The 25,175-nt window shown below is 70.3% G+C and carries 26 protein-coding genes; 16 read left to right on the plus strand and 10 right to left on the minus strand.

The window, feature by feature from the left end; genetic code table 11:
• Nucleotides 1-332: 332 nt before the first annotated feature.
• Both OG223_RS07980 and OG223_RS07985 read left to right on the plus strand, forming a co-directional pair.
• The gene (locus OG223_RS07980) at nt 333-1,538 is read left to right on the plus strand and encodes an MFS transporter (protein ID WP_329244393.1); all 1,206 of its coding nucleotides are present in this window, start codon (nt 333-335) and stop codon (nt 1,536-1,538) included.
• A 196-nt stretch (nt 1,539-1,734) separates the two neighbouring features.
• On the plus strand, nt 1,735-2,565 hold the full coding sequence (locus tag OG223_RS07985; protein ID WP_329244396.1) for an SAM-dependent methyltransferase: 831 nt from the start codon (nt 1,735-1,737) through the stop codon (nt 2,563-2,565).
• Between the two features lie 15 nt (nt 2,566-2,580).
• On the opposite strand, the gene OG223_RS07990 is transcribed toward OG223_RS07985, so the two are convergent.
• The gene (locus OG223_RS07990; RefSeq protein ID WP_329244399.1) at nt 2,581-3,471 is read right to left on the minus strand and encodes a helix-turn-helix domain-containing protein; all 891 of its coding nucleotides are present in this window, start codon (nt 3,469-3,471) and stop codon (nt 2,581-2,583) included.
• A 350-nt stretch (nt 3,472-3,821) separates the two neighbouring features.
• Here OG223_RS07990 and OG223_RS07995 point away from each other — a divergent pair, with 350 nt between their 5' ends.
• The 6 genes from OG223_RS07995 to OG223_RS08020 are packed head-to-tail and all read left to right on the plus strand — an operon-like array spanning nt 3,822 to nt 9,991.
• On the plus strand, nt 3,822-4,913 hold the full coding sequence (locus tag OG223_RS07995) for a sugar ABC transporter substrate-binding protein (protein WP_329244402.1): 1,092 nt from the start codon (nt 3,822-3,824) through the stop codon (nt 4,911-4,913).
• 42 nt (nt 4,914-4,955) lie between these two features.
• Nucleotides 4,956-6,047 (plus strand): mandelate racemase/muconate lactonizing enzyme family protein, encoded by a 1,092-nt coding sequence (locus OG223_RS08000; protein ID WP_329244405.1) that lies wholly within the window; start codon nt 4,956-4,958, stop codon nt 6,045-6,047.
• Entirely contained in the window at nt 6,044-7,108 is a 1,065-nt protein-coding gene (locus OG223_RS08005; protein WP_329244408.1) for an ABC transporter permease, read from the plus strand. The genes OG223_RS08000 and OG223_RS08005 overlap by 4 nt, the downstream gene beginning before the upstream one ends.
• On the plus strand, nt 7,105-8,148 hold the full coding sequence (locus tag OG223_RS08010; protein WP_329244411.1) for an ABC transporter permease: 1,044 nt from the start codon (nt 7,105-7,107) through the stop codon (nt 8,146-8,148). Before OG223_RS08005 ends, OG223_RS08010 begins: the two co-directional genes overlap by 4 nt.
• On the plus strand, nt 8,145-9,671 hold the full coding sequence (locus tag OG223_RS08015) for a sugar ABC transporter ATP-binding protein (RefSeq protein WP_329244414.1): 1,527 nt from the start codon (nt 8,145-8,147) through the stop codon (nt 9,669-9,671). Before OG223_RS08010 ends, OG223_RS08015 begins: the two co-directional genes overlap by 4 nt.
• The gene (locus tag OG223_RS08020) at nt 9,668-9,991 is read left to right on the plus strand and encodes an L-rhamnose mutarotase (protein ID WP_329244416.1); all 324 of its coding nucleotides are present in this window, start codon (nt 9,668-9,670) and stop codon (nt 9,989-9,991) included. Before OG223_RS08015 ends, OG223_RS08020 begins: the two co-directional genes overlap by 4 nt.
• A gap of 40 nt (nt 9,992-10,031) precedes the next feature.
• On the opposite strand, the gene OG223_RS08025 is transcribed toward OG223_RS08020, so the two are convergent.
• From OG223_RS08025 to OG223_RS08035, 3 genes are all read right to left on the minus strand, one after another.
• Nucleotides 10,032-10,754, minus strand: coding sequence for a GntR family transcriptional regulator (locus tag OG223_RS08025; RefSeq protein WP_329244418.1), 723 nt, complete (start codon nt 10,752-10,754; stop codon nt 10,032-10,034).
• 98 nt (nt 10,755-10,852) lie between these two features.
• Nucleotides 10,853-12,427: an MFS transporter gene (locus OG223_RS08030; RefSeq protein ID WP_329244421.1), complete on the minus strand. Its 1,575-nt coding sequence runs from the start codon at nt 12,425-12,427 to the stop codon at nt 10,853-10,855.
• A 147-nt stretch (nt 12,428-12,574) separates the two neighbouring features.
• Nucleotides 12,575-12,757, minus strand: a complete 183-nt coding sequence (locus OG223_RS08035) for a helix-turn-helix domain-containing protein (RefSeq protein WP_329244425.1) — start codon at nt 12,755-12,757, stop codon at nt 12,575-12,577.
• Here OG223_RS08035 and OG223_RS08040 point away from each other — a divergent pair.
• Complete coding sequence (locus OG223_RS08040; protein ID WP_329244428.1) at nt 12,756-13,145, plus strand: acyl-CoA dehydrogenase family protein; 390 nt, start codon at nt 12,756-12,758, stop codon at nt 13,143-13,145. The two genes, OG223_RS08035 and OG223_RS08040, sit on opposite strands and share 2 nt — an antisense overlap.
• Before the next feature lie 165 nt (nt 13,146-13,310).
• Here the strand turns inward: OG223_RS08040 and OG223_RS08045 are convergent, their stop codons facing one another.
• A complete protein-coding gene (locus tag OG223_RS08045; RefSeq protein WP_329244430.1) occupies nt 13,311-13,787 on the minus strand; it encodes a DUF6924 domain-containing protein in 477 nt (158 codons plus the stop codon).
• 231 nt (nt 13,788-14,018) lie between these two features.
• On the opposite strand from OG223_RS08045, the gene OG223_RS08050 reads away from it, so the two are divergent.
• From OG223_RS08050 to OG223_RS08060, 3 genes are all read left to right on the plus strand, one after another.
• On the plus strand, nt 14,019-14,870 hold the full coding sequence (locus tag OG223_RS08050) for an isocitrate lyase/PEP mutase family protein (RefSeq protein WP_329244432.1): 852 nt from the start codon (nt 14,019-14,021) through the stop codon (nt 14,868-14,870).
• A gap of 72 nt (nt 14,871-14,942) precedes the next feature.
• Nucleotides 14,943-15,551 (plus strand): flavin reductase family protein, encoded by a 609-nt coding sequence (locus tag OG223_RS08055; protein ID WP_329244435.1) that lies wholly within the window; start codon nt 14,943-14,945, stop codon nt 15,549-15,551.
• Nucleotides 15,552-15,592: 41 nt separating this feature from the next.
• Nucleotides 15,593-16,228, plus strand: coding sequence for a TetR/AcrR family transcriptional regulator (locus OG223_RS08060; RefSeq protein ID WP_329244437.1), 636 nt, complete (start codon nt 15,593-15,595; stop codon nt 16,226-16,228).
• Between the two features lie 99 nt (nt 16,229-16,327).
• On the opposite strand, the gene OG223_RS08065 is transcribed toward OG223_RS08060, so the two are convergent.
• Nucleotides 16,328-17,938 carry an MFS transporter gene (locus OG223_RS08065; protein WP_329244439.1) on the minus strand — a complete coding sequence of 537 codons (1,611 nt, stop codon included), beginning with the start codon at nt 17,936-17,938 and terminating at the stop codon, nt 16,328-16,330.
• A 232-nt stretch (nt 17,939-18,170) separates the two neighbouring features.
• Entirely contained in the window at nt 18,171-18,626 is a 456-nt protein-coding gene (locus OG223_RS08070; protein ID WP_329244442.1) for a MarR family winged helix-turn-helix transcriptional regulator, read from the minus strand.
• 143 nt (nt 18,627-18,769) lie between these two features.
• Here OG223_RS08070 and OG223_RS08075 point away from each other — a divergent pair, with 143 nt between their 5' ends.
• The gene (locus tag OG223_RS08075) at nt 18,770-19,738 is read left to right on the plus strand and encodes an alpha/beta hydrolase (RefSeq protein ID WP_329244445.1); all 969 of its coding nucleotides are present in this window, start codon (nt 18,770-18,772) and stop codon (nt 19,736-19,738) included.
• 429 nt (nt 19,739-20,167) lie between these two features.
• Entirely contained in the window at nt 20,168-20,908 is a 741-nt protein-coding gene (locus OG223_RS08080; protein ID WP_329244448.1) for a maleylpyruvate isomerase family mycothiol-dependent enzyme, read from the plus strand.
• A 7-nt stretch (nt 20,909-20,915) separates the two neighbouring features.
• Here the strand turns inward: OG223_RS08080 and OG223_RS08085 are convergent, their stop codons facing one another.
• Entirely contained in the window at nt 20,916-21,293 is a 378-nt protein-coding gene (locus OG223_RS08085) for a MarR family winged helix-turn-helix transcriptional regulator (RefSeq protein ID WP_329244449.1), read from the minus strand.
• An 87-nt stretch (nt 21,294-21,380) separates the two neighbouring features.
• Between OG223_RS08085 and OG223_RS08090 the strand changes: the two genes are divergently transcribed.
• On the plus strand, nt 21,381-22,871 hold the full coding sequence (locus OG223_RS08090; protein WP_329244452.1) for an MFS transporter: 1,491 nt from the start codon (nt 21,381-21,383) through the stop codon (nt 22,869-22,871).
• A gap of 79 nt (nt 22,872-22,950) precedes the next feature.
• Nucleotides 22,951-23,232, plus strand: a complete 282-nt coding sequence (locus OG223_RS08095; RefSeq protein ID WP_329265191.1) for a DUF6332 family protein — start codon at nt 22,951-22,953, stop codon at nt 23,230-23,232.
• Here the strand turns inward: OG223_RS08095 and OG223_RS08100 are convergent.
• Both OG223_RS08100 and OG223_RS08105 read right to left on the minus strand, forming a co-directional pair.
• Nucleotides 23,193-23,858 carry a response regulator transcription factor gene (locus OG223_RS08100; RefSeq protein WP_329244455.1) on the minus strand — a complete coding sequence of 222 codons (666 nt, stop codon included), beginning with the start codon at nt 23,856-23,858 and terminating at the stop codon, nt 23,193-23,195. The two genes, OG223_RS08095 and OG223_RS08100, sit on opposite strands and share 40 nt — an antisense overlap.
• Nucleotides 23,855-25,060, minus strand: coding sequence for a sensor histidine kinase (locus OG223_RS08105; protein WP_329244458.1), 1,206 nt, complete (start codon nt 25,058-25,060; stop codon nt 23,855-23,857). The genes OG223_RS08100 and OG223_RS08105 overlap by 4 nt, the downstream gene beginning before the upstream one ends.
• Nucleotides 25,061-25,175 lie beyond the last annotated feature (115 nt).

Consider the following 25,175-nt stretch of genomic DNA (forward strand, 5'->3'; position numbering starts at 1 on the left):
GAGACCCTGAGCTGCCGTCGGCTTGGGGTCCTGGAGCGTCACGTATCGCCGCAGCGAAGGCCCTGGTGGGGCTACGAGGCCGCCATGCGCTACTGGCCGACCGCTACCAGGTGCACGCCGTCGACCTGCGCGGCCAGGGCCGGCCCATCTGGACGCCGGGCCGCTACAGCCTGGAAATCTTCGGCTGTCCGCCTTCGCGGCACCCGGCCAGGCCCACGTCCCAGGCCCCGCCGGCAAGCGACCTGCACCTGGCGATTCCCTTGCCCCAGCATCCCCATCACACCTAACCTGATTTTGTGCCGCAAATAAACAAACCCCGAACGCACAACGCCGTGCCAGGCACCCCCACCGACCTCACGCGCCTCCGGATCACCCTCACCGCGTTCTTCGCCCTCGACGGCTTCATCTTCGCCGGCTGGGTCGTCCGCATCCCCGCCATCAAGGAGCAGACCGGCGCCTCCGCCGGCACCCTCGGCCTCGCCCTCCTCGGCGTCTCCGCGGGTGCCGTCATCACCATGATGCTCACCGGCCGCCTCTGCCACCGCTACGGCAACCACCAAGTCACCGTCGTCTGCGCCGTGTTGCTGTCCCTGAGCGTGTCCCTCCCCCCGCTCACCCACTCGCCGCTCACCCTCGGCCTAGTCCTGCTGGTCTTCGGCGCCGCCTACGGCGGGATCAACGTCGCGTTCAACAGCGCGGCGGTCGACCTGGTCAGGGCCATGCGGCGGCCCATCATGCCCAGTTTCCACGCCGCGTTCAGCCTCGGCGGCATGGTCGGCGCCGGGCTCGGCGGACTGGTCGCCGGAGCACTCACCCCCACACAGCACCTGTTCGGCCTCACCGTGATCGGTCTGCTCGTCACCGCGCTGATCGGCCCCGCCTTGCTGCGTCTCCGGCCCCCGGCACCACCACATGCCCCACCGAAGAACTCACCGAAGACCTCACCGCAGAACCCGCCGAAGCAGGACACCCCACCCCATCGCCTGACCCCCCGCACCCGCGGCCTCGTCTTCACCTTCGGCCTGATCGCCCTCTGCACGGCCTTCGGCGAAGGCGCCCTCGCCGACTGGAGCGCCCTGCACCTGGAGCAGGACCTCGACGCCACCGCCGGCGCGGCCGCCATCGGCTACGCCTGCTTCGCGCTCGCCATGACCGCCGGCCGGCTCACCGGCACCCGGCTCCTCGAACGCCTCGGCCGGACCCGCACCCTCGTCTCCGGCGGCACGACCGCCGCCCTCGGCATGCTGCTCGGCGCCCTCGCACCCACCCTGTGGGCAGCGGTCCTCGGCTTCGTGATCACCGGGCTCGGCCTCGCCAACCTCTTCCCCGTCGCCGTAGAACGAGCCGGTACCCTCGCCGGCCCCGACGGAGTCGCGATCGCCTCCACCCTCGGCTACGGCGGCATGCTCCTGGGACCGCCCGCCATCGGCTTCATGGCGGACTGGTACTCCCTCCCCGCCGCGCTCACCAGCGTGGCCGTGCTGGCCGCCGTAGCGGCCGGCATCGGATTCCTCACCCGGCACGCGGCGGAGAACTGACACACGGCAGAGAACTGACACACGGCAGAGGGCTGATTCCGCGTCACGATGCGCAGCGAACAAGCCAACGAGCAGCCGGACGGGCGCAGTTGGGGCCAAGGGGTCGCACGAGCCGAGCGACGGAGGAATAACGTGGGTGTCCACGGCCGATCTTCGTCGGTTCCGTGGTTCTCACCGCGTACGCACAGGAGCGTCCATGACCGAAGCGGCAGACAACGAAGCGGCAGACAACTCCGAGCAGGATGCGCTGGCCAGGTTCGACACCACCGTGCCGCAGTCGGCCCGGATCTGGAACTACTGGCTGGGAGGGAAGGACAACTACGAAGTGGACCGGGTCGCCGGTGACGCGTTCCGCGAGATCTTCCCCGGCATCGAGACCGGAGCCCGTGCCGCCCGGTACTTCCTCGCCCGCGCCGTCCGTCATCTGGCCGCCGAGGAGGGCATCCGGCAGTTCCTGGACATCGGCACCGGGCTGCCCAGCGTGGACAACACCCACGAGATAGCCCAGCGGGTGGTCCCCGAGTGCCGCATCGTCTACGTCGACAACGACCCGCTGGTGCTGGCACACGCCCGCGCGCTGCTCACCAGTTCCCCGGAGGGCGTCACCAACTACGTCGACGCCGACCTGCGCGACCCGGACACCATCGTGCGGGAGGCCGGCAAGACGCTGGACTTCGACAAGCCCGTCGCCCTCATGCTGATGGGCATCCTGGGCCACATCGAGGACTACGACGAGGCCCGCGCGATCGTGCGCCGGCTGGTGGACGCCCTGCCCGCCGGCAGCTACCTGGTGCAGTACGACAGCACCGACACCAGCGAGGCCTACGTCGACGCCATCCGCCAGTACAACGAGGGCGGTTCGATCCCGTACATCCTGCGCAGCCCCGAGCAGATCGCGGGCTTCTTCGAGGGGCTTGAGCTGCTCGAACCGGGCGTGGCGTCGTGCTCGCGCTGGCGTCCCGACGAAAGCGCCTGGGGCCTGCCCGCGGAGGTGCACCAGTACGGCGGTGTCGCCCTCAAGCGCTAGACCCCGACCGGTGTCTCAGGTCTCCTGAAGGATGCGGTGCAGGATCGTCGGAGTCTCCTCCGGCGATTCCGCCTCCACCACCAGGCGGTTCATGACGTCCCAGTAGCACTCGATCTCGGTCGGCCGGTCGGGATAGAGCGCGGTGACGCGCTGTTCGAGGTAGACCATGTCGGGCAGCCGGCCGCCGGGCAGCCGCAGGATGGTGACCGGACCGGCCTCCGCGGCGTGGCCGCCGGCGAGGAACGGCATGATCTGGACGGTGACCTGCGGGTGCCGGCAGATCTCGATGAGATGCCTGAGCTGGGCGCGCATCGTGCCGGTGCCGCCCACCGGGCGCCGCAGGGCCGCCTCGTCGATCACGGCCCAGAGCTGTGCGGCCGGCCGCCGGCGCAGAATCCGCTGCCGTGTCATCCGTAGCGTGACCCGCCGGTCGAGTTCCGCCCCGCCGGCACCCGAGTGGGCGAGCCTGAGGGAGGCGCGCGCGTAGTCGGGGGTCTGCAACAGGTGGGGAACGCGTTGGACCTCGAAGCAGCGGACGAGACTCGCCGCCTGTTCGGCCCCGAGGTAGGCCCGCGCCCAGGTGGGCACGACGTCGTTGAAGTGCTGCCACCAGGCAGGGGAGTTGGCCTCCTCGGCCAGGGCCAGCAGGGTGGCGCGCTCGGCCTCCTCCGTGATGCCGTAGAGAGTGAGCAGGTCCGCCACGTCACGCGGTTTGAAGCGGTGGCGGCCGGCCTCCAGTCGGCTGATCTTGGACCGGGAGGAGCGGATGGCCTCGCCGGCGGACTGCCGGGCGATGTTCCGCTCCTCCCGCAGTTCGCGCAGCCGCGCGCCCAGCACCAGCCGTGGCACCACGGGGCCGGCCGACAGCCCGTCCAGCGGCGTGGTTAAGACCTCATCCGAACCCATGCGCGATCTCCCTGCGGTGAACTTCTCTTGCACGCCCGCGAGTTGCCCCCCTACGACCTGCCCGCCCGCGAACGCCGAAGCCAGTCATCCTAGAGGGCCGCCGGGCGCGCGATCTTCGATTGGCGGGAATGATCTGCACCTTTACGGCCAGGCCGACACGGAGGTATTTCCTATACGATTTAGCGCATCGCCGGGCCAGGTGAGACACGGGAGCGCCGACCTCCACAGTCACAAACTCCCTTCCCAACCCGCCTGTTCGCGCCGAAAGTCTTGACGGGCGCAGGTTCCTCCCCCACGATCGCCACGTCGATTTCCTATCTGATTCCTTAGTGAATCCGCAGGGGTGGGTCATGCGCTTCCCAACCAGATCTGTCCTGCCCGGAGTTGTCGCGGCCGTGTTGCTGGCCTCGGGAACAGCGGCCTGCACCTACAAGAACTCCGGTGCCGAGTCCGGCGGTCAGGCCGCGCCGGCCGCTCGCACCGGCGGCGGCGCCGAGCTGGTGGACGCCTCCGGGACCAAGGTCGCCCTCGTACCGGGCGGCGCCCACCCGTACTTCCAGCCCTGGAAGACCGCGGGTGCCGCCGCGAAGAAGACGTACGGTCTCGGCGCCGTGGCCTTCGACGAGACGGCGGAGTGGGACCAGCAGAAGCAGAACAACCTGCTGTCCACGCTCGCGGCACGCGGCTACAACGCGTTCGGGGTGTTCGGCGTCTCCCCCACCGACATCAACTCGACCTTCGCGGACCTGCGTTCGCAGGGCTTCCCGGTGGCGTCCCTGGGTTCGTGCCCCGCGGGCGACAAGGACGAGGCCGACTTCTGTCTCTCCACCGACGTCCAACTCGCCGCCTACAAAGCCGCGAAGGCGGCGATCGCGGCCATGGGCGGCAAGGGCACCCTGGTCCACCTCACCGGCAACAACGTCGACGCCAATACCCAGTTGAGGATCAAGGGCGTCGCCCAGGCCGTGAAGGAGTCGGGCGGCAAGGTCAAGCTCCTCCAGACCATCACCGACATCGACACGGATCTGCAGACCGCGCAGAAGGCGGTCTCCGACCTGATGGCGGCAAAGGGCAGTCAGATCGCGGGCATTGTCGCCACCGCCTACAACCCGGCCGTCGCCGCGGCCGACGTCGTCAAGTCGTCCGGGTCGAAGGCGAAGGTCATCGCCATCGACGACGACGCCAAGATCCTGAGCGGCATCAAGCAGGGCACGGTCACGGCCACCGTCGTGCAGAACCCGGTCGGCCAGGCCGAGATCGGGACGTGGGCGCTGGCGCTGCTCCAGACGAAGCAGTGCACGGTGCGCTCGCCCGGGGTCGAGGTGGACTCCGGTTCGTTCGTCGTCACCAAGGCGAACGTCGCCGGCTACGACAAGGCGCGGCAGGCGAAGACCGCGCAGTTGAAGCAGGAGTTCGCCGACAAGGTCCTCTCCTGCGGCTGATCGCCGCGCCCCGACACACACGACAGAAAACGGAATCGCTGGATGAGCAGCATCATCACGACCGCGACCGCCCGGCTGGTCGACATAGCCGTGGAGCAGGACCGTACCGACGCGGTGCAGTCCTTCGTGAAACAGGAGACGGTCCTGGTCGGCCTGGAGACGGCCGACGGCCTCGCGGGCACCGGCTACTCCTACACGATCGGCACCGGCGGCAGCTCCGTACTCGCCCTGCTGCGCGACCACTTGCTGCCCGCGCTCGTCGGCCAGGACGCCCGCAACGTCGAGGCGCTGTGGCAGCGGCTGTTCGCACTGACCCGGGCGACCACCACCGGCGCCATCACCTCGCTCGCCCTCGCCGCCGTCGACACCGCCCTGTGGGACGTGCGATGCAAGCGCGCGGGCGAACCGCTGTGGCGGCTGGCCGGCGGACACCGCCAGGAGGTGCCGGTCTACGACACCGAGGGCGGCTGGCTCCATCTCGACACCGAGGAACTGGTCAAAGGCGCCCTGCGCGCACAGGAGTTGGGCTGGGCGGGCGTCAAGATCAAGGTGGGCCGGCCACACCCGTCCGAGGACGCGGAGCGGCTGCGCGCGGTCCGCGAGGCAGTCGGCCCTTCCCTCCACATCATGACCGACGCCAACCAGTCCCAGACGGCGTCCTCCGTCCTGCGGCTCGCCGCGGCGCTGGAGCCCTACGACCCGTACTGGCTGGAGGAGCCGCTGCCCGCGGACGACATCAGCGGGCACGCCCGGCTCGCGGCGGCGACCCACATCCCCGTCGCCGTAGGGGAGTCCATGTACTCGCTCATGCAGTTCCGCTCCTATCTGGAGGCCGGCGCCGCCTCCGTCGTCCAGGTCGACGCGGCCCGGATCGGTGGCATCACCCCCTGGTTGAAGGTCGCGCACCTCGCGGAGAGCCACAACGTGATGGTGTGCCCGCACTTCCTGATGGAACTGCACGTCAGCCTCGCCGCGGCCGTGCCCAACGGCCAATACGTCGAGTACATACCGCAGTTGAGGGCGGTGACCCGCACCGAACTGACCATCCGCGACGGCCTGGCGGTGGCCCCCGACACACCGGGCATCGGCATCGACTGGGACCCTGACGCGCTGGACGACCGGAGGGTGGCATGACGACCTCGATCAGCCCACCGGACACTGTCCCGGAGGAGAAGACGGCCGCTCACCGCATGCCGTTCTGGGTCAACCAGCGGCTCGGCCTGCTGGTCCTCGTCATCGCGCTCAGCGTCCTGTTCGGCGTGCTCCGACCGGCGTTCCTGGACCAGCAGTTGGTGCTCTTCCCGCTCCTGCGGGACGTCGCCACCCTGACCGTCGTCGCGCTCGCGCAGATGGTCGCCCTGTCCGTCGGCCACATGAACCTCGCGGTCGGCCGGATGGCCGCCTTCGGCGCCCTGTTCGCGGGTCTCGGCTACGACCGCCTCGGCGTCCCGATGCAGGTCGGGCTGCTCATGTGCCTGGCCGCCGGCGCGGCGATCGGCGCGGTCACCGGCTGGCTGATCGCCCGTACCGGAGTGAGTTCCTTCGTCGTCACCCTCGCGATGGACTTCGCCCTCCTCGGCCTCGTCTCCCTCCTCTACTCGGCCCTCACCGACGACGCCGCCTTCACCACCCACCCGTCCGGAATCGACCAACTGCGCTCCTACTCCCTCGCCGACATCTGCGCGGGCCCGATCTGCGGCTCCCCCGCCGTACCGCAGATAGCCCAGTTCACCGTCCTCGCGATGCTGGCCCTCGGTTTCCTCTACGGCTGTACGCGCATCGGCCGCGAGCTGCTGCTCACCGGCGCCAATCCGGCCGCCGCGGAGCTGTCCGGCATTCCCACCGGGCGCCGGGTCCTGCTCGCGCACACGCTCTCGGGGCTTCTCGCAGCGCTCGCCGGGTTCATGGCGGCGGCCGGCACCGGTACGTTCCGCGCCTCCATCGGCGACGACTTCATGCTGCCGTCCTTCCTCGGCGCGGTGCTCGGCGGCACCCTCCTGACCGGCGGGGTGGTGTCCGTCCTGGGCACGCTGCTCGGCACCGCCCTGGTCGGTGTGATCCGCAAGGGCCTCGACCTGCTCGGCGTCGGTCTGGAGAGCCTGAACATCTATCTCGGGTGTGTCCTCCTGCTGGCCCTGTCGGCCGACCGGATCCGCACGGTGGTGTCCTATCGCAAGGTGGTGCGCTCGACATGAACCGCTTGAACACGGCTCTCGGCCAGGGGAGTTGGGCCACCGCGACGCTGCGCCGCTTCTCCCGTTCCACGGCGGCGATGCTCCTGTGCGTGGTCGTGGCGGGATACCTGGCGCTGGGTGTGGCCTCGTCGGGCTCGTTCTTCGAGGGTCCCTCGGTGCGGGTCTTCCTCCAGTATCTGGCCACTCCCATTCTCATCGGGCTGGCCCAGATGGTGGCGCTGTGCGTGGGTCAACTCAACCTCGCCGTCGGCGCGTTGGGCGGCTTCACCGCCTGCCTCATGGGCGTTCTCATGGCCGATCACGGCATGCCCGCCGGACTGGCCGTGATCGTGGGCCTGTTGACGGCGACGGCCATCGGCCTGGCGACCGGTGTCGCCATCGTCGCCACGCAGATCAACGGGTTCATCGTCACCCTCGCCACGATGACGATCCTGCTGGGCGCGCAGTACCGGCTCACCGGCACCCGTACCGTCGACGGCTACTCGCGCACCCTGCGCGACTTCGGCTCGGCGGCGCCGCTGAACATCCCGCTGGTCTTCGTCACCGCGCTCGTCGCGGCGGCGCTGCTGGCCGCCTTCATGTACCGCACGGTCGCGGGCCGGCGGCTCCTCGCGGCGGGCGGCAACCCGCTCGCCGCCCGGCTGTCCGGTATCTCCACCGACCGGCAGATCGTGGCCGCGCACACGCTGTCCGGGCTCCTGATCGGGGTGGCCGCGGTGACCGCCACGGCCTCGCTGCCCGGCGTCAACCGCAGTGTCGGCGGCGACTGGCTGCTGCCGAGCTTCGCCGCGCCGATCATCGGGGGCGCGGCACTCACCGGCGGCTCAATCGCCGTGTTCGGAACGGTACTTGCGGCCTTCGTGACGCGGCTGATCGACGCCGCGCGGGCACAGTTCTCGCTGGACCCGAGCTGGGTGAACCTCCTCATCGGCCTGGTCGTGCTGGGTACGGTCGCCGGTGGCCGGCTGCACCAGACCCGCCTGGAGAAGTCCGGGACCCCCGACGGCGCCGTCCTGCCCCAGACCGGAGGTGCCCAGTGAGCGGCACGGTTCTTCTCGCATGCGAGGACCTGGTCAAGGTCTTCTCCGGTGTCCGCGCGCTGGACGGCGTAGGGCTGCGGCTGACCGCCGGCAGCGTGCACGCGCTCCTCGGTGAGAACGGCGCCGGCAAGTCGACCCTCATCAAGGTGCTCACCGGCGTCCACTCCCCCGACGGCGGCAGCCTCACCTGGAACGGCCAACAGGTCCATCTGCGCTCGCCGTTGGAGGCGACCCGCACCGGCATCGGTGTCGTCCACCAGGAACGCAACCTGATCCCGGGCTTCTCGGTGGCGGAAAACATCACCCTGCAGAACCCTCCTTCGCACCGTGGCCTGGTCGACCGCGAGGCGATGACCGCACCGGCCCTGGCCTGCCTCGCGGAACTCGGCGTCGACCTCGATCCACAGCGGCCGGTGCGTGAACTGTCCGTCGCCCAGCAGCAGTTGGTGGAGATCGCCAAGGCCCTCTACACCGAGAGCCGAGTCCTGCTGCTGGACGAGCCCACCGCCTCCCTCTCCCCCCAGGAGACGGAACGCCTCTTCGAGGTGATCCGTCGGCTGGCCGCCCGCGGCGCCTGTGTCGTCTTCGTCAGCCACAAGCTGGAGGAGGTCTTCGCGGTCTGCGACACGGTGACGGTACTGCGTGACGGCAAGTCGGTCCTGGAGTCCTCCCCTCTCTCCGAGCACACCCACGACGACATCGTCGGTCTCATGGTGGGCCGCGCCCACGCGGCGACGGAGATGCGCCCCCGCACGGTCGACCGCTCCGCCACGCCAACTCTCGTACTGGACAAGGTCTCCACGGCCGGCGGCCACCGTGACATCAGCCTGGAGGTACGGCCCGGGGAGATCGTCGGCCTATACGGGCTGGTCGGCGCCGGGCGCAGCGAGCTGGTGAAAGCCGTGCTCGGCCTGGACCGCGTCACCGGCGGTGAGATCCGGGTGCACGGCAGTCCGGTCCGCATCACGTCACCCCGCCAGGCCCTGCACGAGTTCGGCATCGGGTACGTCACCGAGAACCGCAAGGAGGAGGGCGTCTTCCTGGAGCAGCCCATCGTCCGCAACATCACGGTGACGGTGTGGAAGAGACTCGCCAAGGCACTCGGGTTCGTCTCGGCACGCGAGGAGCGGGACGTCGCGCAGGATCTCGTCGACCGGCTCGGCATCCGCGTCTCGGGGCTCGGGCAGAACGCCGGTGAACTCTCGGGCGGGAACCAGCAGAAGGTGAGCCTCGCCAAGTGGCTTGCCGCGGACACCCGGTTGCTCGTCATCGACGAACCGACGGTGGGGGTCGACGTCCGCACCAAGCGCGCCTTCCACGAACTGATCTGGGACCTGGCCCGCGACGGCCTGCCCATCCTCCTCATCACCAGCGACCTCGCGGAGATGGTCACCCTCGCGGACCGCGTCGTCGTCATGACGGACCACCGCATCCGCGGCGAGCTCGACAACGACCGCGACTACGACCGCATGAGCGGCCGGGTCATCCGCCTGATCCACGACCGCGACGTGGTGCGCCCATGAAGCGCGTGGCCCAGGTCATCGCCGTGCACCCGGAAAAGCTGGACGAATACCGGGAGTTGCACCGCCACGTGCCCCGGCCGGTGCTCGACCGGATCCGGCGCAGCCACATCTCCAACTACTCGATCCATCTGCTGGGCGACCGCCTGTTCAGCTATTTCGAGTACCACGGCGACGATCTCGCGGCGGACCTGGCCCTGATGTCCGAGGACGAGGCCACCCAGCGGTGGTGGGAACTCACCGCCCCCTGTCAGGTACCCGTGCCGGAGGCGGCGCCCGACGACTGGTGGGCCACGGCGGAACAGGTGTTCCTCATGGAGTGAGCGGGGGCAGGCCCCCAACTCCGGCTTCTGCGGCGGCCGTTCAAGAGCCGGAGGTCTCGCCGTCCTCGATCTGCCGCTCCAGGCTGCGCGTCAGATGCTCCGTCATCGCCTCGGCCGCCCGCTCGGGGTTGCGGCGCAGCACCGCGCGGACGATCCGCTCGTGCTCGGCGACGGTCGGGCCCCAGGCGCCGACCACCTTGCTGAGCCGGAAGATGTGCAGATGCGCGTGGAGCCGTTCCACCGCGTCCGCCAACAGCGGCCGGTGTGCGGCCTGTCCGACCGCCTCGTGGAAGCGCTGGTCGAGGGCGGCGAAGTCGCGGTACGACGCGTACCGTTCGTTCGGGCTCGGGTGGGCCTGCATCTCCTCGACGATCCGCTCGATGCCGTCGAGTTGTGTCTCGGTGGCGTTCACCGCGGCCAGCGCGGCTGCCCTGGGCTCCAACAGCAGGCGCATTTCGAAGAGTTCGTCGAGACCCTGGCGGGTCAGCAACTGTGTGGCCCGGTATCCGGAGAGCGCCCGCTTGACCACCAGACCGTCGGACTCCAGCCGGGCCAGCGCCTCCCGGACAGGGGTCGGCGAGACCTTGAGGCCGCGGGCGAGCGCTTCGATGCCGACGCGGGCGCCGGGGGCGATCTCGTGGTCCATGACCATCGCCTTGATGCGCTCGTACACGCTGTCCGACAGCGCCTGCCGGACGGGCGGCCCGCTCCGCTCGTCGCCCTCGTCCGGGACCCCGGCCGCGGAAGGACTGTGCGGCGGCATCCCGGCTCCTCCTCAAGGCACTTGGCGTTCTCCACAGTTTACCCAGGTAGACAGGTCGAGAGGCCCGTCCGCGGAACTTCGCCGGCCCGTTCGGCCGGTCAGCCCGCCTCTGCGGCGACCGTCGCCGTTGCCTCGCTCTTCTCGGTCAGGTCGAGGCTGCTGCGCAGGCTGACCGGCTTCAGCAGGATCGCGGCGATCACCGCGAGGACGGCCGCCCCGGCCGAGAGGAGGAAGATCTGCGCGGTGGCGTCTCCGTAGGCGACACGGATGATCTCCTGTACGGCGGCGGGCTGCGCGCCGACGTCCGTGACCGCGCCCGTGCTCCGGAGTCCCGCCGAGGCGAGACCGTGCCCGATCTGGTCCTGGACGTGCCGGGCCAGCACGGCGCCGAGGACGGAGACACCGATCGTGCCGCCGAGCGAGCGGAAGAACGACACCGTGGAGCTGGCCGCGCCGATGTCCTTCAGCGGCACGGTGTTCTGCACGACGAGCACCAAATTCTGCAGCGTCATGCCCACGCCCATCCCGACACACAGCATCGCCACGCCCAGCAGCAGCATGGGCGTCCGGGAGTCGATGGTGCCGAGCACGGCGAACCCGACGGTGAGGAGGACAGCGCCGGTGATGATGAACGGCTTGATCTTCCCGGACCGGCTGATCATCCGCCCCGCGACCGTGGAGGCGATGAGGATGCCGGCCATCATCGGGATCGTCAGCAGACCCGCCTCGGTCGGACTGTGCCCTCGGCCGAGCTGGAAGTACTGGCTGAGGAACACCGCGGCACCGAACATGGCCGTACCGACGGAGAGGCTGCCGACGATCGCGAGGGCGGTCGTGCGCTGCTTCACGATGCCCAGCGGTACGACGGGTTCGGCGGCCCGCGACTCCACCCGCACGGCCGCGCCGATCAGCACCAGCCCGCCGCCCACCATGGCCGCGGTCTGCCACGAGGCCCAGCCGAAGGAGTTGTCGACGAACGACACCCACACCAGCAGCACGCTGACCCCCGAGGCGATGAGGGTCGCCCCCAGGTAGTCGATCCTGACGTTCTCGCGCCGGAGGACGGGAAGGTTCAGCGTCCGCTGAAGCAGGAACAGGGCCACGGCCGCGATCGGCACGCCGACGAAGAAGCACCAGCGCCAGCCGAGCCACGAGGTGTCGACGATGACCCCGCCGAGCAGTGGCCCGCCGATGGTCGAGGTGGCCGTGACACTACTCAAGTAGCCGCTGTAGCGGCCGCGTTCGCGTGGCGGGATCATCGCCGCGAGGGTGATCTGGACGAGGGCCTGCACGCCTCCCACGCCGACACCCTGGAGAGCTCGCGAGGCGATGAGCTGCCCGGCGGTCTGACTCACCCCGGACGCGACGGCACCCAGCACGAAGACGGCGATGGACACCTGCACGAGGGTCTTCTTGCTGAACAGGTCGGCGAGCTTGCCCCAGATCGGCGTGGTCGCCGTGGTGGTGAGCAGGGTCGCGGTGACCACCCAGGTGTACTGCGTCTGCGATCCGTGCACCGCCCCGATGATCTTCGGCAGCGCGCTGGAGACGACCGTACTGCTGAGCGTCGACACGAACAGCGCGAGCAGCAGCCCGCTGAGCGCCTTCAGCACCTTCCGGCGGGCCGCGGGAGATATGTCCGACGGACCCGACTCATTCACTGCCGTGCTCATCAGAGGCACTCCAAGCCACTGGTTCGCTATACACCGCGTATAGCGACTTCGGCTCACCATACATGGCGTATAGCGGCGGGAGACCAGGAGTGCGCCGGTGCGGGTGGTGGGCATCTCGCCGAATTCGCGCAGGAGTCGGCGGGCGGGTCAGGTGCTTCGGTCGCCCTGTCCCCCGGGCGGCTGCCCGTACGTGCCGCGGTGGGCGCGGCGGAAGTGGCTGGGGTCGGCGAACTGCCAGCGTGCCGCGACGTCGGCGACCGTGAACGGGCTGCCTGGAAGGCCGAGTTCGCGGCGGGCGCCTTCTAGCCGGCGGCGGCGCACATGGGCCATGACGGTCTACGAGCGCCTCGCCGACTCGCCGAGCGTCCAACTCGCCGTCGCCGACGCCGCTGCCCTCGTCGACACCGTCCAGTTGCACGCCTACCGGGCCGCCGACGACATCGACCACGCCGCCGCCGAGGCCCGCCAGCTCACGGTCGCCGAGCGCGCCCGGATCCGCATGGACACCGCGGTCGCCGCGACCCGCAGCCGCGAGGCGGTGGACCGCCTGGTCTCCGTGTCCGGCGCGAGCGCCTTCGCCCTGTCCAACCCGCTCCAGCGGATCTGGCGCGACCTGGGCACCGCCTCACGCCATGGCGTCGTCAACCCCGATCTCGGCCGGGAGATCTACGGACGCAGCCTGCTCGGCATCGCCGAACAGCCCACTTTCATCATCTGACTCCCCGACTCCCTGCCCTCCTGACCGCCCGGCCCCGCCGGTCGTAGAGGTCAACTGCCGCCTGCCGTCGGCGAGTTCGAGGAACGGACCGACGGCTGGTCGACCTGCGGGCGGCGTTTCGCGAGGTTCGTGTGACTGAGCGCTCCCGTTGGCGGGCCGAGTCCTTCAGATGGCGAACCCTTGGAAGGTGTCCTGCGGGTCCTGCTCGGCGGCTTCCTTGAAATCGCCGAAAGACAGGTTGGCGATCATCAGGTTCGCGTGTATCTCGTGGACGCCTGCGGGGACGGTGCGGAACTCGCCGCCGTCCGCCTCGAATTCCTCGTCGCTGTCGCACTCCTCCCTGGCCAGCACGGCCACCGCCAGCAACGTGACGGGACCGTCACGCATGGAGTCGCGGTCGGCGAGGAAGACCACGCTCAGTTGGTCATCGGTAAGCGCCGCGGAGAGGATCTGGGCGGAGGTGCATCCCGCCCACTTCGGATCATCGGCGATGTGGACGTACGGTTCGAAGTCTCCATCACCCCAGGACCTCATCAGCTCCGCTTTCACCGCAGCCCATGCCTGTTCGTCGCGGTAATCGGTCCTGATGATCAGCGCCGCGTCCCGATCGCGTTCCGCCGGCCACTCCATACGGTCGTTCATGCCGCTGTCCCCCCATGCGCACAGGTCACACCCCGCGCAATCCGTCTGCACGCTACGCGGGACCACTGACACACCCATGAGCGGTTCAGTCGACGAAGCTCGCCGACTGAACCGCTCAGGCACAGTTCGCAGCCACAAAACCCGAAGAGGCACCTGCGTAACTCCCTAAACATATCGATCGTTATGCGTGCGCACATCGCCAACCCGCCCAGAATCAAGAGGACTTGCTCCATGCCTCACGGCAGCGCACTGCGCAGCGCGATCGCCACGCCCCGCACCACGCCTCTGATCGGCGTGTACGACATGTACTCGGCTTCGATCGCGGCCCAGCACTACGACGGCTTCTTCGTCTCGGGTTTCGGATTCGCGGCGTCCTACTACGGTCTGCCCGACATCGGTTTCATCGCCTGGCCGGACATCGTGGCCTTCACGGAACGGCTCCGCTGGGCCTTCCCCGACCACCACCTGCTGGTGGACATCGACGACGGCTACGGCGACCCGGAGGTGGCCTGTCATGTCGTACGACGTCTGGAGCAGGCCGGTGCCTCGGGGGTGATCCTGGAGGACCAGAAGCGGCCGCGCCGATGCGGTCATGTGGCGGGAAAGCAGCTCCTGCCGCTCGACGAGTATCTCGACAAGCTCGAACGGGTGCTGGACTGCCGGACCGGGCTGACCGTGGTCGCGCGGACCGACGCCACCGACGACGCCGAGATCCTCACGCGCGCCAAGGCACTCGCCGCCACCGACGCCGATGTGGTGCTGGTGGACGGTGTGCGCGACGTCGAGGCGATCCGCCGGATCCGCGACAGCATCGGTGACAAGCCCCTGCTGTTCAACCAGATCGCCGGCGGCCGCTCCCCCCGGTTGTCACTGGGCGAGTTGGCGGAACTCGGAGTGGACGTGGCGATCTACAGCACCCCCTGTCTCTTCGCCGCGCACGAGGCGATGGACAGGGCCCTGACCGATCTCAAGGCGACGGACGGACGGCTCCCGGCCGGTGGGGACGACCGGATCGGCGTGCCGCAGTCCGTCGAGCTGCTCACCCGCAACCTCCGCGCGGCGCACGGCACTTACGACGGCTGACGTCACCAAGGCGGGTGGGGCGGGCCGGCGGTCGCGGCCCTGGCGGCGGCGCACGTCTGATATATCGCTGGTATGCGCACTGAATTCAGCCCGGAGCGGCTCGAACCGATCGAGGTCTACCGTCTGCTCACCTCGACCGTCGTTCCGCGCCCCATCGCCTGGGTCTCGACCGTCTCCGCCGACGGCGTGGACAATCTCGCTCCCCACTCCTTCTTCACCGTCTCCTCGGTCGCGCCGCCCGTCGTCCAGTTCACCTCGGTCGGCCGTAAGGACTCGCTGCGCAATGTCGAGGCCACCGGGCAGTTCGTGGTCAATCTCGCCCCGGAGTCGCTCATCGACGAGGTGAACAAGACCGCCACGGACTTCCCGGAGGGTGTGAGCGAGTTCGACGCCGTGGGAGTGGAGCGCGAGGCCAGCGCGCGGGTGAAGGCACCGCGCGTGGCCCGTTCCCCCGTGGCGCTGGAGTGCGAACTGCACAGCACGCTACGGCTGGGCGGTTCCACCGTGGTCTTCGGCCGGGTGGTCCATCTCGCGATCGACGAAACGGTCCTGGTGGACGGCCATCCGGAAGTCACCCGCCTGCGTCCCCTGGCCCGCCTGGGCAAGGACGAGTGGGGCACCCTCGGCGACGTCGTCGACCTGCGCCGCATCCGATACGCCGACTGGCCGCCGTCGAGTTGAGAGGGCGCTCCTGGACTCGACCCATGCAAGACACTGGGCGGATGGAGCCGACGCCCCGCAAGAACCTGCGCGAGGAACAGAAGATCCTCACGCATCGCCGACTGCTCGACGCGGCCGTCACGGTGTTCACCGAGATGCCGTTCCTCGATGCGCGGATGGAGGACATCGCCCAGGCCGCCGGGGTGACACGGGCCACGGTCTACGCCCACTTCCCCGGCAAGGCCGAGATCGTCGACGCGCTGGTGGAGCGTGTGTACGGCCTGATGGGCGAGGCGTACGCCGATCTGGCCGCGCTTCCGTCCTGGACCCGGGCCGACATCCGCACCTGGCTGGACGAGGCCGCGGCCCGCTGGCGCGAGATGGCACCGATCCGCCGCGTCGCCAACGCGGCGGCCCCGGCGGCGCTCCGCAGCCTCGGCGAGGGCCGGGTGCAGTACGTCGAGGCGCACGAGCGGTATGTCGCGATGCTGGTCGCTCCCCCGGAGCGTTGGCGGGGTGTCGATCCCGCGGAGGCTCGCCAACGGGCGTTGATGGCCGTACTGCAGACCGAGTCGTTCTTCTCCGCCTGGATCGCCGTCGAGTGGCCCTTGGCGACCGCCGACCCCCTGCACCTGCTGGCCGACTCCCTCTGCCATCTCCTCGCCCCCGCGTTGGAGAACGACAGCGCCCTCGACTGACCAGCCTCCACCGACCGCCAACAGGACGTACCTCAAGGGCAGTTGTCCCTCGTCGCTCTTCACCCGAAGGACAACTGCCCTTGAGACGACGGCCGTTGCTCAGCCGGTCGCCGCCACCTCCGCCTCCGGCGCCGTCTCGCCGTGCGGCACCCGGGCGCGGACGCCTATCGTGACGAGGGCGACGGCCGCGGCCACCAGCATGCCGACGCCGCCGACCAGGGCGCACGTGTGCAGCGCGTCCGTGAAGCTCGCTCCGTAGGCGGTCAGGGCCTGGCCCGTCGCCTCGCCGGTGTCGAGGTGGAGGAAGGCACCCGCCTGGATGCCGACGCCGTTCACCATGCCGATGACCTGGCCCTGGTCGGCCGGGGCGAGGCCGGACGCGGCCACGTGCGCGGGCAGGGTGTCGAGGGTGCGGTTGGTGAGGATGACACCGAAGATGGCCGGGCCCAGGGCGCTGCCGATCTGGCGGAGGGCGCTGTTGGCGGCGCCGGCGGTGCTGCCCAGGCGACGCGGAAGGCTGTTCATGGCGATCGTGGTCACCGGGGCCATGGCCAGCGCGATACCGAGGCCGAGCACCGCGATGACGAGGACCGCTTCGCCGGTGCCGGTGCCGGCGTCGAAGAGGTTGACCAGGAGTGCCCCGATGCCGCCGACGAGCAGGCCGGTCACCAGCACGAGGCCGGGCGAGAACCGGTGCATCAGCCGGCCGACCACCGGGCCGAGGACGACGGTGAAGCCGTTGAGGGCGATCAGGCGGACCCCGATGTCCCAGGTCGAGGCGTGGTGCACGAGGCCGAAGTACTCGCTGAGCGAGAAGACCAGGCCGACCTGGGCGAACAGGGTGAGCGCCATGACGAACGCGGCCCCGGAGAACGCGGAGGACTTGAAGAGACGCATGTCCAACATCGGGCAGCGCGACCGCAGTTCGACCAGGACGAAGGCCGGCAGCGCGAGAGCCGCCACGACGAACGCGGTCACGACCTCCGCCGAACCCCACCCCGGAGCACCCCCGCCCTCGATGACGCCGTAGACGACGGCGGTGATGGCGACGACGGCGAGGAGCTGGCCGGGGATGTCGAGGTGGCGTTCGCGGTCCGAGCGGGAGTCGACCAGGGTGAAGGCGCCGACCAGGACCGTGACGGCGCCGATGGCCAGGGTGGGCAGGAAGATCCAGCGCCAGCTCGCGTGCTCGACGATCACGCCGTTGAAGAGCGGGCCGAGGGTCAGGCCGAGGCCGAGGGCGGCCGTCCACAGGGCTATCGCGGCGCCCCGCCTGCGGTGGTCGGGGCAGACATGGCTGATCAGGCCGAGGGTCGCGGGGAGTAGGGCGGCGGTGCCGACGCCGGTGAGGGCCTGGCCGACGCAGACCTGGACGACGCTGTGGCCGGTGAGGGCGACGAGACAGCCCAGACAGGACAGCGTGAGACCGATCAGGTACATCTTCTTGCGGCCGAAGAGGTCACCGATGACACCGCAGGTCAGGAGCAGTGCGGCGGTCGGCAGGATGAAGGCGTCGGTGATCCACTGGAGCCCGGTGGTGGACGCGTCGAGCGCCTGCTGGATCACCGGCAGCGCGACCGACACACCGACGACCGGCAGGTAGGAGACGAAGACCCCCACGCAGGCCAGCGCGATGGTGACCGTGGCGTTTCGGGACGGGGCGTCCGGCTGCGGGGGCGGAGGCGAGACTTCGGAGACCAGGGTCGGCATGGCACCTCTAAACGTCGTCGTACAGGGGCGGGTTGACCGGGTGTGAACTGCGTGTGGCGTCGCGTGCGCGGCTACGGCGGGGGGTGGCGGCGCCCCATTTCCTTTCCGGAAATCGCTTCGGACCGTATACCGGGGACCCGGTGCTGGAGATGCCGTTGGGACTGCAAACTAAGGTGAACAGCGGTGACGACACACTGCTCCGGTGGGTGTGAACGCGCAGGTGGCGGGGTGTTCAGCCGGCCGAGACGTTGGCGGTGATCAGCCGGAGGAGCTGCTTGGCCAGGGCGTCCTGGTCGGGGCTCAGGCCCATGGCGGCGCCGATGGCGAGAGGTACCGCGGCGGCCTGGTCCCGCATCCGCGCGCCGGCGCCGGTGAGGCGGATGGCGACCGAGCGTTCGTCGTCGCGGCGGCGTTCGCGGCGCAGCAGGCCGTTCGTCTCCAGCCGCTTCAGCAGCGGGGAGAGCGTGCTGGATTCCAGTTGGAGCGCGTTGCCCAGGTCCCGTACGGAGATCGAGTCCTGCTCCCAGAGGACGAGCATGACGAGGTACTGCGGATAGGTCAGGCCGAGTTCTTCCAGCAGCGGGCGGTAGCGGGCGGTCACCGCGCGGGAGGCCGCGTACAGCGCGAAGCACAACTGGTCGTCGAGGAGCAGCGATCCCTCGGCCGGTTCCGCGGCGGCTGGGCTCATGGTGCGACTCCTCTCTTCGGCTCTCTCTTCAGGGCAATCACCACCTTATCGTTCAGGTCCGGTCGATTCTATAGAGCACGCTTAAGTTGTGCACGACTTAGTAGCGCGCTACTCTCATCTCATCCGTTCCGAAGGAGATCGTCATGACCGACAGCACCGCGCCCCGTCCCGTCCTCGAACCCGCCGCCCAGGCGTTCGTCGAGGCGACCGCGAACCCGCCGTACCTCTTCGACCTCGCCCCGGCGGAGGGCCGCAAGGCCGTCGACGAGGTCCAGTCCGGCGACATCGCCAAGCCCGCGGTCGACGAGGAGTGGATCACCGTGTCCGGCGGGCCCACCGGGCAGGTCAGGGCCCGTATCGTCCGCCCGGCCGGAGCGACCGGCACGCTTCCCGTGATCATCTACATCCACGGCGCCGGCTGGGTCTTCGGCAACGCCCACACCCACGACCGCCTGGTGCGCGAACTCGCCGTGGGCGCGCACGCCGCCGTGGTCTTCCCGGAGTACGACCTCTCGCCCGAGGTCCGCTACCCGGTCGCCATCGAGCAGAACTACACGGTCGCCCAGTGGGTCGTGACGGAGGGCGCGGCCAAGGGCCTCGACGCCACCCGCATCGCCGTGGCCGGCGACTCGGTCGGCGGCAACATGAGCGCCGCGCTCACCCTCATGGCCAAGGAACGCGGTGACGTGCCGCTGCTCCAGCAGGTGCTGTTCTACCCCGTCACCGACGCGAGCTTCGACACGGCGTCGTACCACCAGTTCGCGGAGGGCTACTTCCTGCGCCGTGACGGCATGCAGTGGTTCTGGGACCAGTACACGACCGACGAGGCCGAGCGCGCCCAGATCACCGCGTCCCCGCTGCGCGCCACGACCGACCAGCTCACCGGCCTGCCCCCGGCCCTCGTCATCACCGGCGAGGCCGACGTCCTCCGCGACGAGGGCGAGGCCTACGCCAACAAGCTCCGCGAGGCCGGCGTCGCCGTCACCGCCGTCCGCTTCCAGGGCATCATCCACGACTTCGTCATGCTCAACGCCCTGCGCGAGACCCACGCCGCCCAGGCCGCCATCACACTGGCGATCGACACCCTGCGCAAGGCACTCGCGGCCGGCTGATCCAGGGGGCGTCTCCCTGCGCCTCGGTTACGTGGGGTGCCGCGAGCAGGGCGTGGGGGTACGGAGGCGCGGAGGCGCGGAGGCGCGGAGGCGCGGGCTAGCGTGTCGGCGCAGCACGGCCCACCCGTGTGCGGGGCGCGGCACAGCCTGCTTCTCGAGGGAGGCGCGGGACACGTGCCGTTGCCTAGCGGGAACACCCGACACGTGCCGCTGTCTCACAGAGGGACTCGGCACAGCCCGCCCACTCGCGGTAGCGACCCGGCATGCTCAACCCGGCTGGGAGCACCCGTCCCCCGGCGCAAGGCACTCACCGCCGACTGATCCACAGCCCGCCCACCTGCGGAAGCGCAACCCAGCCCACCTGCCGAGGGGGCACGGGACACGTGCCGCCCCACCTCCGACCACATTCCGTACGGCACACTCAGCCCCATGGACACGGATGCGTTCGTACGGACCCTGGACCGGGAGGGTGGCCTGCTGGCCTCGGCCGCCGAGGTGGCGGGGGTCGGGACCGAGGTGCCGACCTGTCCGGGGTGGCGGGTGCGGGATCTGCTGCGGCACACGGGAATGGTGCACCGGTGGGCGGCCGGGTTCGTCGCCGAGGGGTACACCGCGTACCACCCCGACGGGGGCCTGCCCGATCTCGACGGGGCGGAGTTGGTGGCCTGGTTCCGGGCAGGGCACCGCGCCCTCGTGGACACCCTCGCCACCGCCCCGCCCGCCGTGGAGTGCCGGTATTTCCTGCCGGCGCCGTCGCCGCTCGCGTTCTGGGCCCGTCGGCAGGCGCACGAGACGACCGTGCACCGGGCCGACGCCGAGGCGGCACGCGGGGGCACGCCCGGCGATCTCGCGGCGGACTTCGCGGCCGACGGCATCGACGAGTTGCTCCGCGGATTCCACGCCCGCGGCAAGAGCAGGGTCCGCAGTGAGACAGCCCGAGTGCTGCGCGTGCGGGCGACGGACACGGACGACGCCACATGGACCGTACGACTGTCCCAGGAGCCGCCCGCCGCCGAGCGGGGCGGCACAGGGGAAGCCGACTGCGAACTGGCCGGTCCCGCCGGTCAGTTGTACCTCGCCCTGTGGAACCGGGCGCCGTATCCCACCGTCTCCGGTGACCCGTCGGTCGCCGCGCTGTGGCGGGAGAAGTCCGCCGTCACCTGGAGCTGACGGACCGTCAGTCGCTCAGCATCTTCGTCAACACCGCGCGCTGCAACGGGAGTACCTCGCCGTGCAGCGTGCGCCCCTTGTCCGTGAGGGTCACACGGACGCCCCGCCGGTCCTCCGCGCACATGCCGCGCTCGACGAGACCGTCCTTCTCCAGCCGGGCGATCAGCCGGGACAGCGCGCTCTGACTGAGGTGGACGCGCTCGGAGATCTCCTGGACGCGGAACGCGCACGACTCGCCGGACAGCACGTCCAGCACCTCGAAGTCACTGCCGCACAGGCCGTGTTGATGCAGAGCACGGTCGAGTTCACACTGCGTGCGGGCATGCAGCGCCAGCATCTCCCGCCACTGGTCCACGAGCGCCTGCTCGGCCTTCTTCGCCGCCATGACAGCGCACCGTAGCAGAGAAACGAGTTTGTTGCATCGGAATTAAATGCCCTTGCATTCGATGCATGCGCATGTAGTCTCTGCCGCATGACTTCTCCGCTCTCCCCTCCGGCGGCCGCCTCCTCGACGGTCCGCTGGACCCCCCGGCTGTGGGGCACCCTGCTGGTGCTCTGCGCCGCGATGTTCCTGGACGCGCTCGACGTGTCGATGGTCGGTGTCGCCCTGCCCTCCATCGGCTCCGAACTCGACCTCTCCACCTCGACACTCCAATGGATCGTCAGCGGCTACATCCTGGGCTACGGCGGGCTGCTCCTCCTGGGCGGCCGGACCGCCGACCTGCTGGGTCGGCGGCAGGTCTTCCTGGTCGCCCTGGGCGTCTTCGCGGTGGCCTCGCTGCTCGGCGGCCTCGTCGACTCGGGCCCGCTGCTGATCGCCAGCCGCTTCATCAAGGGCCTCAGCGCGGCCTTCACCGCACCGGCCGGCCTGTCGATCATCACGACGACCTTCGCCGAGGGCCCGCTGCGCAACCGCGCCCTGTCCATCTACACCACCTGCGCCGCCACCGGTTTCTCCATGGGCCTGGTGCTCTCCGGCCTGCTCACGGAGGCCAGTTGGCGCCTGACCATGCTGCTGCCCGCGCCGATCGCCCTGCTCGCGCTCCTCGACGGCCTGAAGCTGCTGCCGCGCAGCGAACGCGAGAAGGACCACAACGGCTACGACGTCCCGGGCGCGGTGCTCGGTACCGCGTCGATGCTGCTGCTGGTGTTCACCGTCGTACAGGCTCCCGAGGCCGGCTGGGCGTCGGCCCGAACTCTCCTGTCCTTCCTGGCCGTTGCCGTCCTGCTGACCGTCTTCGTATACGTCGAGCGGCGCTCCGCGGGGCCGTTGATCCGGCTCGGTGTGCTGCGCTCCGGCAACCAGATCCGCGCCCAGCTCGGCGCGATGGCGTTCTTCGGGTCGTACGTCGGATTCCAGTTCCTCGTCACGCTGTACATGCAGTCGCTGCTCGGCTGGTCCGCGCTGCACACGGCGCTCGCCTTCCTGCCGGCCGGGGCCATGGTGGCGGTTTCCTCCACGAAGGTGGGCTCGATCGTCGACCGGTTCGGCACGCAGCGGCTGATCGCGACGGGCTTCGCGCTGATGGTCGTCGGGTACGCGCTGTTCCTGCGGGTCAGCCTCGATCCGGGGTACGCGGCGGTGATCCTGCCGTCGATGCTGCTGATCGGCGCGGCCTGCGCGCTGGTCTTCCCCTCGCTGAACATCCAGGCCACCAACGGGGTCGAGGACCACGAACAGGGCATGGTCTCCGGGCTGTTGAACACCTCGGTGCAGGTGGGCGGCGCGATCTTCCTGGCCGTCGTCACGGCCGTGGTCACCGCGCACGCCCCGGAGCACGCCACCCCGCAGGGGGTGCTGGACAGTTACCGGCCCGGGCTCATCGTGGTGACGTTCATCGCGCTGGCCGGGCTGCTGATCACCCTGCCGGGGCTGCGCGGTCGGCGTGACCAACAGACCATCGTGGTCGCCAAGTCCACCGTGAAGGAGGCGGAGGCGGAGCGCGTGGCGCTGCGCGACTAGGGGGACGCCTCCCCGCGTGTGCGCCCGGCGGAGCCGATTGCTCCGCCGGGCGCGCCCGTGTGAGACTTCCAGGGTGGACATGACCGGGGGTCGGCGCACACAGGCCGAGCGGGACGCGATGACCGTGGAGATCGGGTACGCGCTGGTCAGCGCGGCGTTCGTCGCGGCGGTGCTCTTCGGGGCCGTGGCCGGACCGGCGCTGCTGTTCGAACTGCCGAGCGTCCTCGAGACGTTGCTGGTGCGCGGGGCACTCGTGCTCGCGCCGGTCGTGTTCCTCGTCCGGGTGGCGACCGTGCTGTACCGGTATCGGCAGGAGTCGGGTCAGCCCAGCCAGCCGGGGCGTACCAACCCCGACTCGTAGGCCAGCACGACCAGTTGGGCCCGGTCCCGGGCGCCGAGCTTCACCATCGTGCGGCTGACGTGGGTCTTCGCGGTCAGCGGGCTGACGACCAGGCGGCGGGCGATCTCGTCGTTGGAGAGGCCGATGCCGACCAGGGCCATCACCTCCCGTTCCCGCTCGGTGAGTTGGGTGAGGGCGTCGGCAATCGCGGGTTCCTTGGAGCGGGCCGCGAACTCGGCGATCAGGCGGCGGGTCACCCCGGGCGAGAGCAGCGCGTCGCCCTCGACCACCGCCCTTACGGCGCGCAGGAGTTCGTCCGGTTCGGTGTCCTTGACCAGGAAGCCGGAGGCACCGGAGCGGATCGCCTCGAAGACGTACTCGTCGAGTTCGAAGGTCGTCAGCATGACCACCTTCACGTCTCCGAGGTCGCCGTCCCCGGTGATCCGGCGGGTCGCGGCCAAGCCGTCGAGCAGCGGCATGCGGATGTCCATCAGGACGACGTCGGGGCGCAGTTCGCGCACCTTGCGCACGGCCTCCTCGCCGTCGGAGGCCTCGCCCGCCACCTCGATGTCGGGCTGCGCGTCCAGCAGCGCCTTGAAGCCGGCCCGGACCAGGGCCTGGTCGTCGGCGAGCAGTACCCGGATCACCGGTCGTCCTCCTTCGGCGTGACCTTCAACGGCAGTACGGCGAGCACCCGGTAGCCGCCGTCCGGGCGCGGGCCCGCCTCGATCGTGCCACCGAGCGCGGCGGCCCGCTCCCGCATCCCGGCCAGCCCGTTTCCGCTGCCCCCGGCGTCCGCGCCGGTCGCAGGGCCGTCGTCGTCGATGCGCAGCCGTAGCGCACCGCCCTCGTGCGCGATGTGCACGCGCGCGTGCCGTGAACCGGAATGTCGTACGACATTGGTGAGGGCCTCCTGGACGACGCGGAAGGCGGCGAGGTCGGTGCCGGGCGGGAGGCGGGGCGGGGTTCCCTCGACCTCGACCGTGAGGCCGGCGCTCGCCGCCTGCTGCACCAGTTCGGGGAGCCGGTCGAGGCCGGGGGCCGGAGCGCGCGGGGCGTCGCCCTGGGTGCGCAGGCTGTCGAGGACCTGCCGGACCTCGCCGAGCGCCTCCTTGCTGGCGGCCTTGATGGTGGTGAGGGCCGTACGGGCCTGCTCGGGGTCGGAGTCCAGGAGGGCGAGGCCGACGCCCGCCTGGACGTTGATGACGGAGATGCTGTGCGCGAGGACGTCGTGCAGTTCGCGGGCCATCCGCAGCCGTTCCTCGTCGGCGCGGCGGCGGGCCGCCTGGGCGCGCTCGGCGCGGTCCCGGGCCCACTGCTCGCGGCGGGTGCGGGCCAGTTCGGAGACCGCGGCGACGGCCACCACCCAGGTGGCGACGGCCAGTTCACGGCCCCACGGCATGGCGTGGTCGTGCTGTGGGGGCAGCCAGCGGTAGAGCCAGTGCGCGACCAGGAGGTGCGAAGCCCAGAGCGCGCCGAGCGCGGACCAGGCCGCCCACCGGCGTCCCGCGACGAGCGCGCTGAAGCAGGCCAGCGCGACGGGCAGGAAGACGGGGCCGTACGCGTATCCGGCGCCGAAGTAGAGCACGGCGGCGAGCACGGTCCCGAAGGCCACCCCCACGGGGTACCGGTGGCGCCACAGGAGCAGCACCGATCCGCCGACGAGCAGCACGCGCGCGTAGAGGTCGAGCGGGACGCGGTCCGACTGGCTGTGCGAGGCGAAGTTGCTGCCGATCAGCACGAACACGGTGACCGGCAGCGTGGACCGCCACGGCCACCGCGTCGGGGCCTCCGCCCCACCGCGCCACCACTGGGGCGGTCCCCCACCGCGCACGCGCTGCTCGTCCATGCACGTCACGCTAGACGCCACGCGGCACCGGCGGCGTCAGCCGGACGGGGCGATCACACGTACTCCCCGGGGAGTACGAAGCGGTACCCATGAACTCCGGTCCACTGAAGCGCCC

It is taken from the genome of Streptomyces sp. NBC_01478 (assembly GCF_036227225.1).
Lineage (GTDB): Bacteria > Actinomycetota > Actinomycetes > Streptomycetales > Streptomycetaceae > Streptomyces.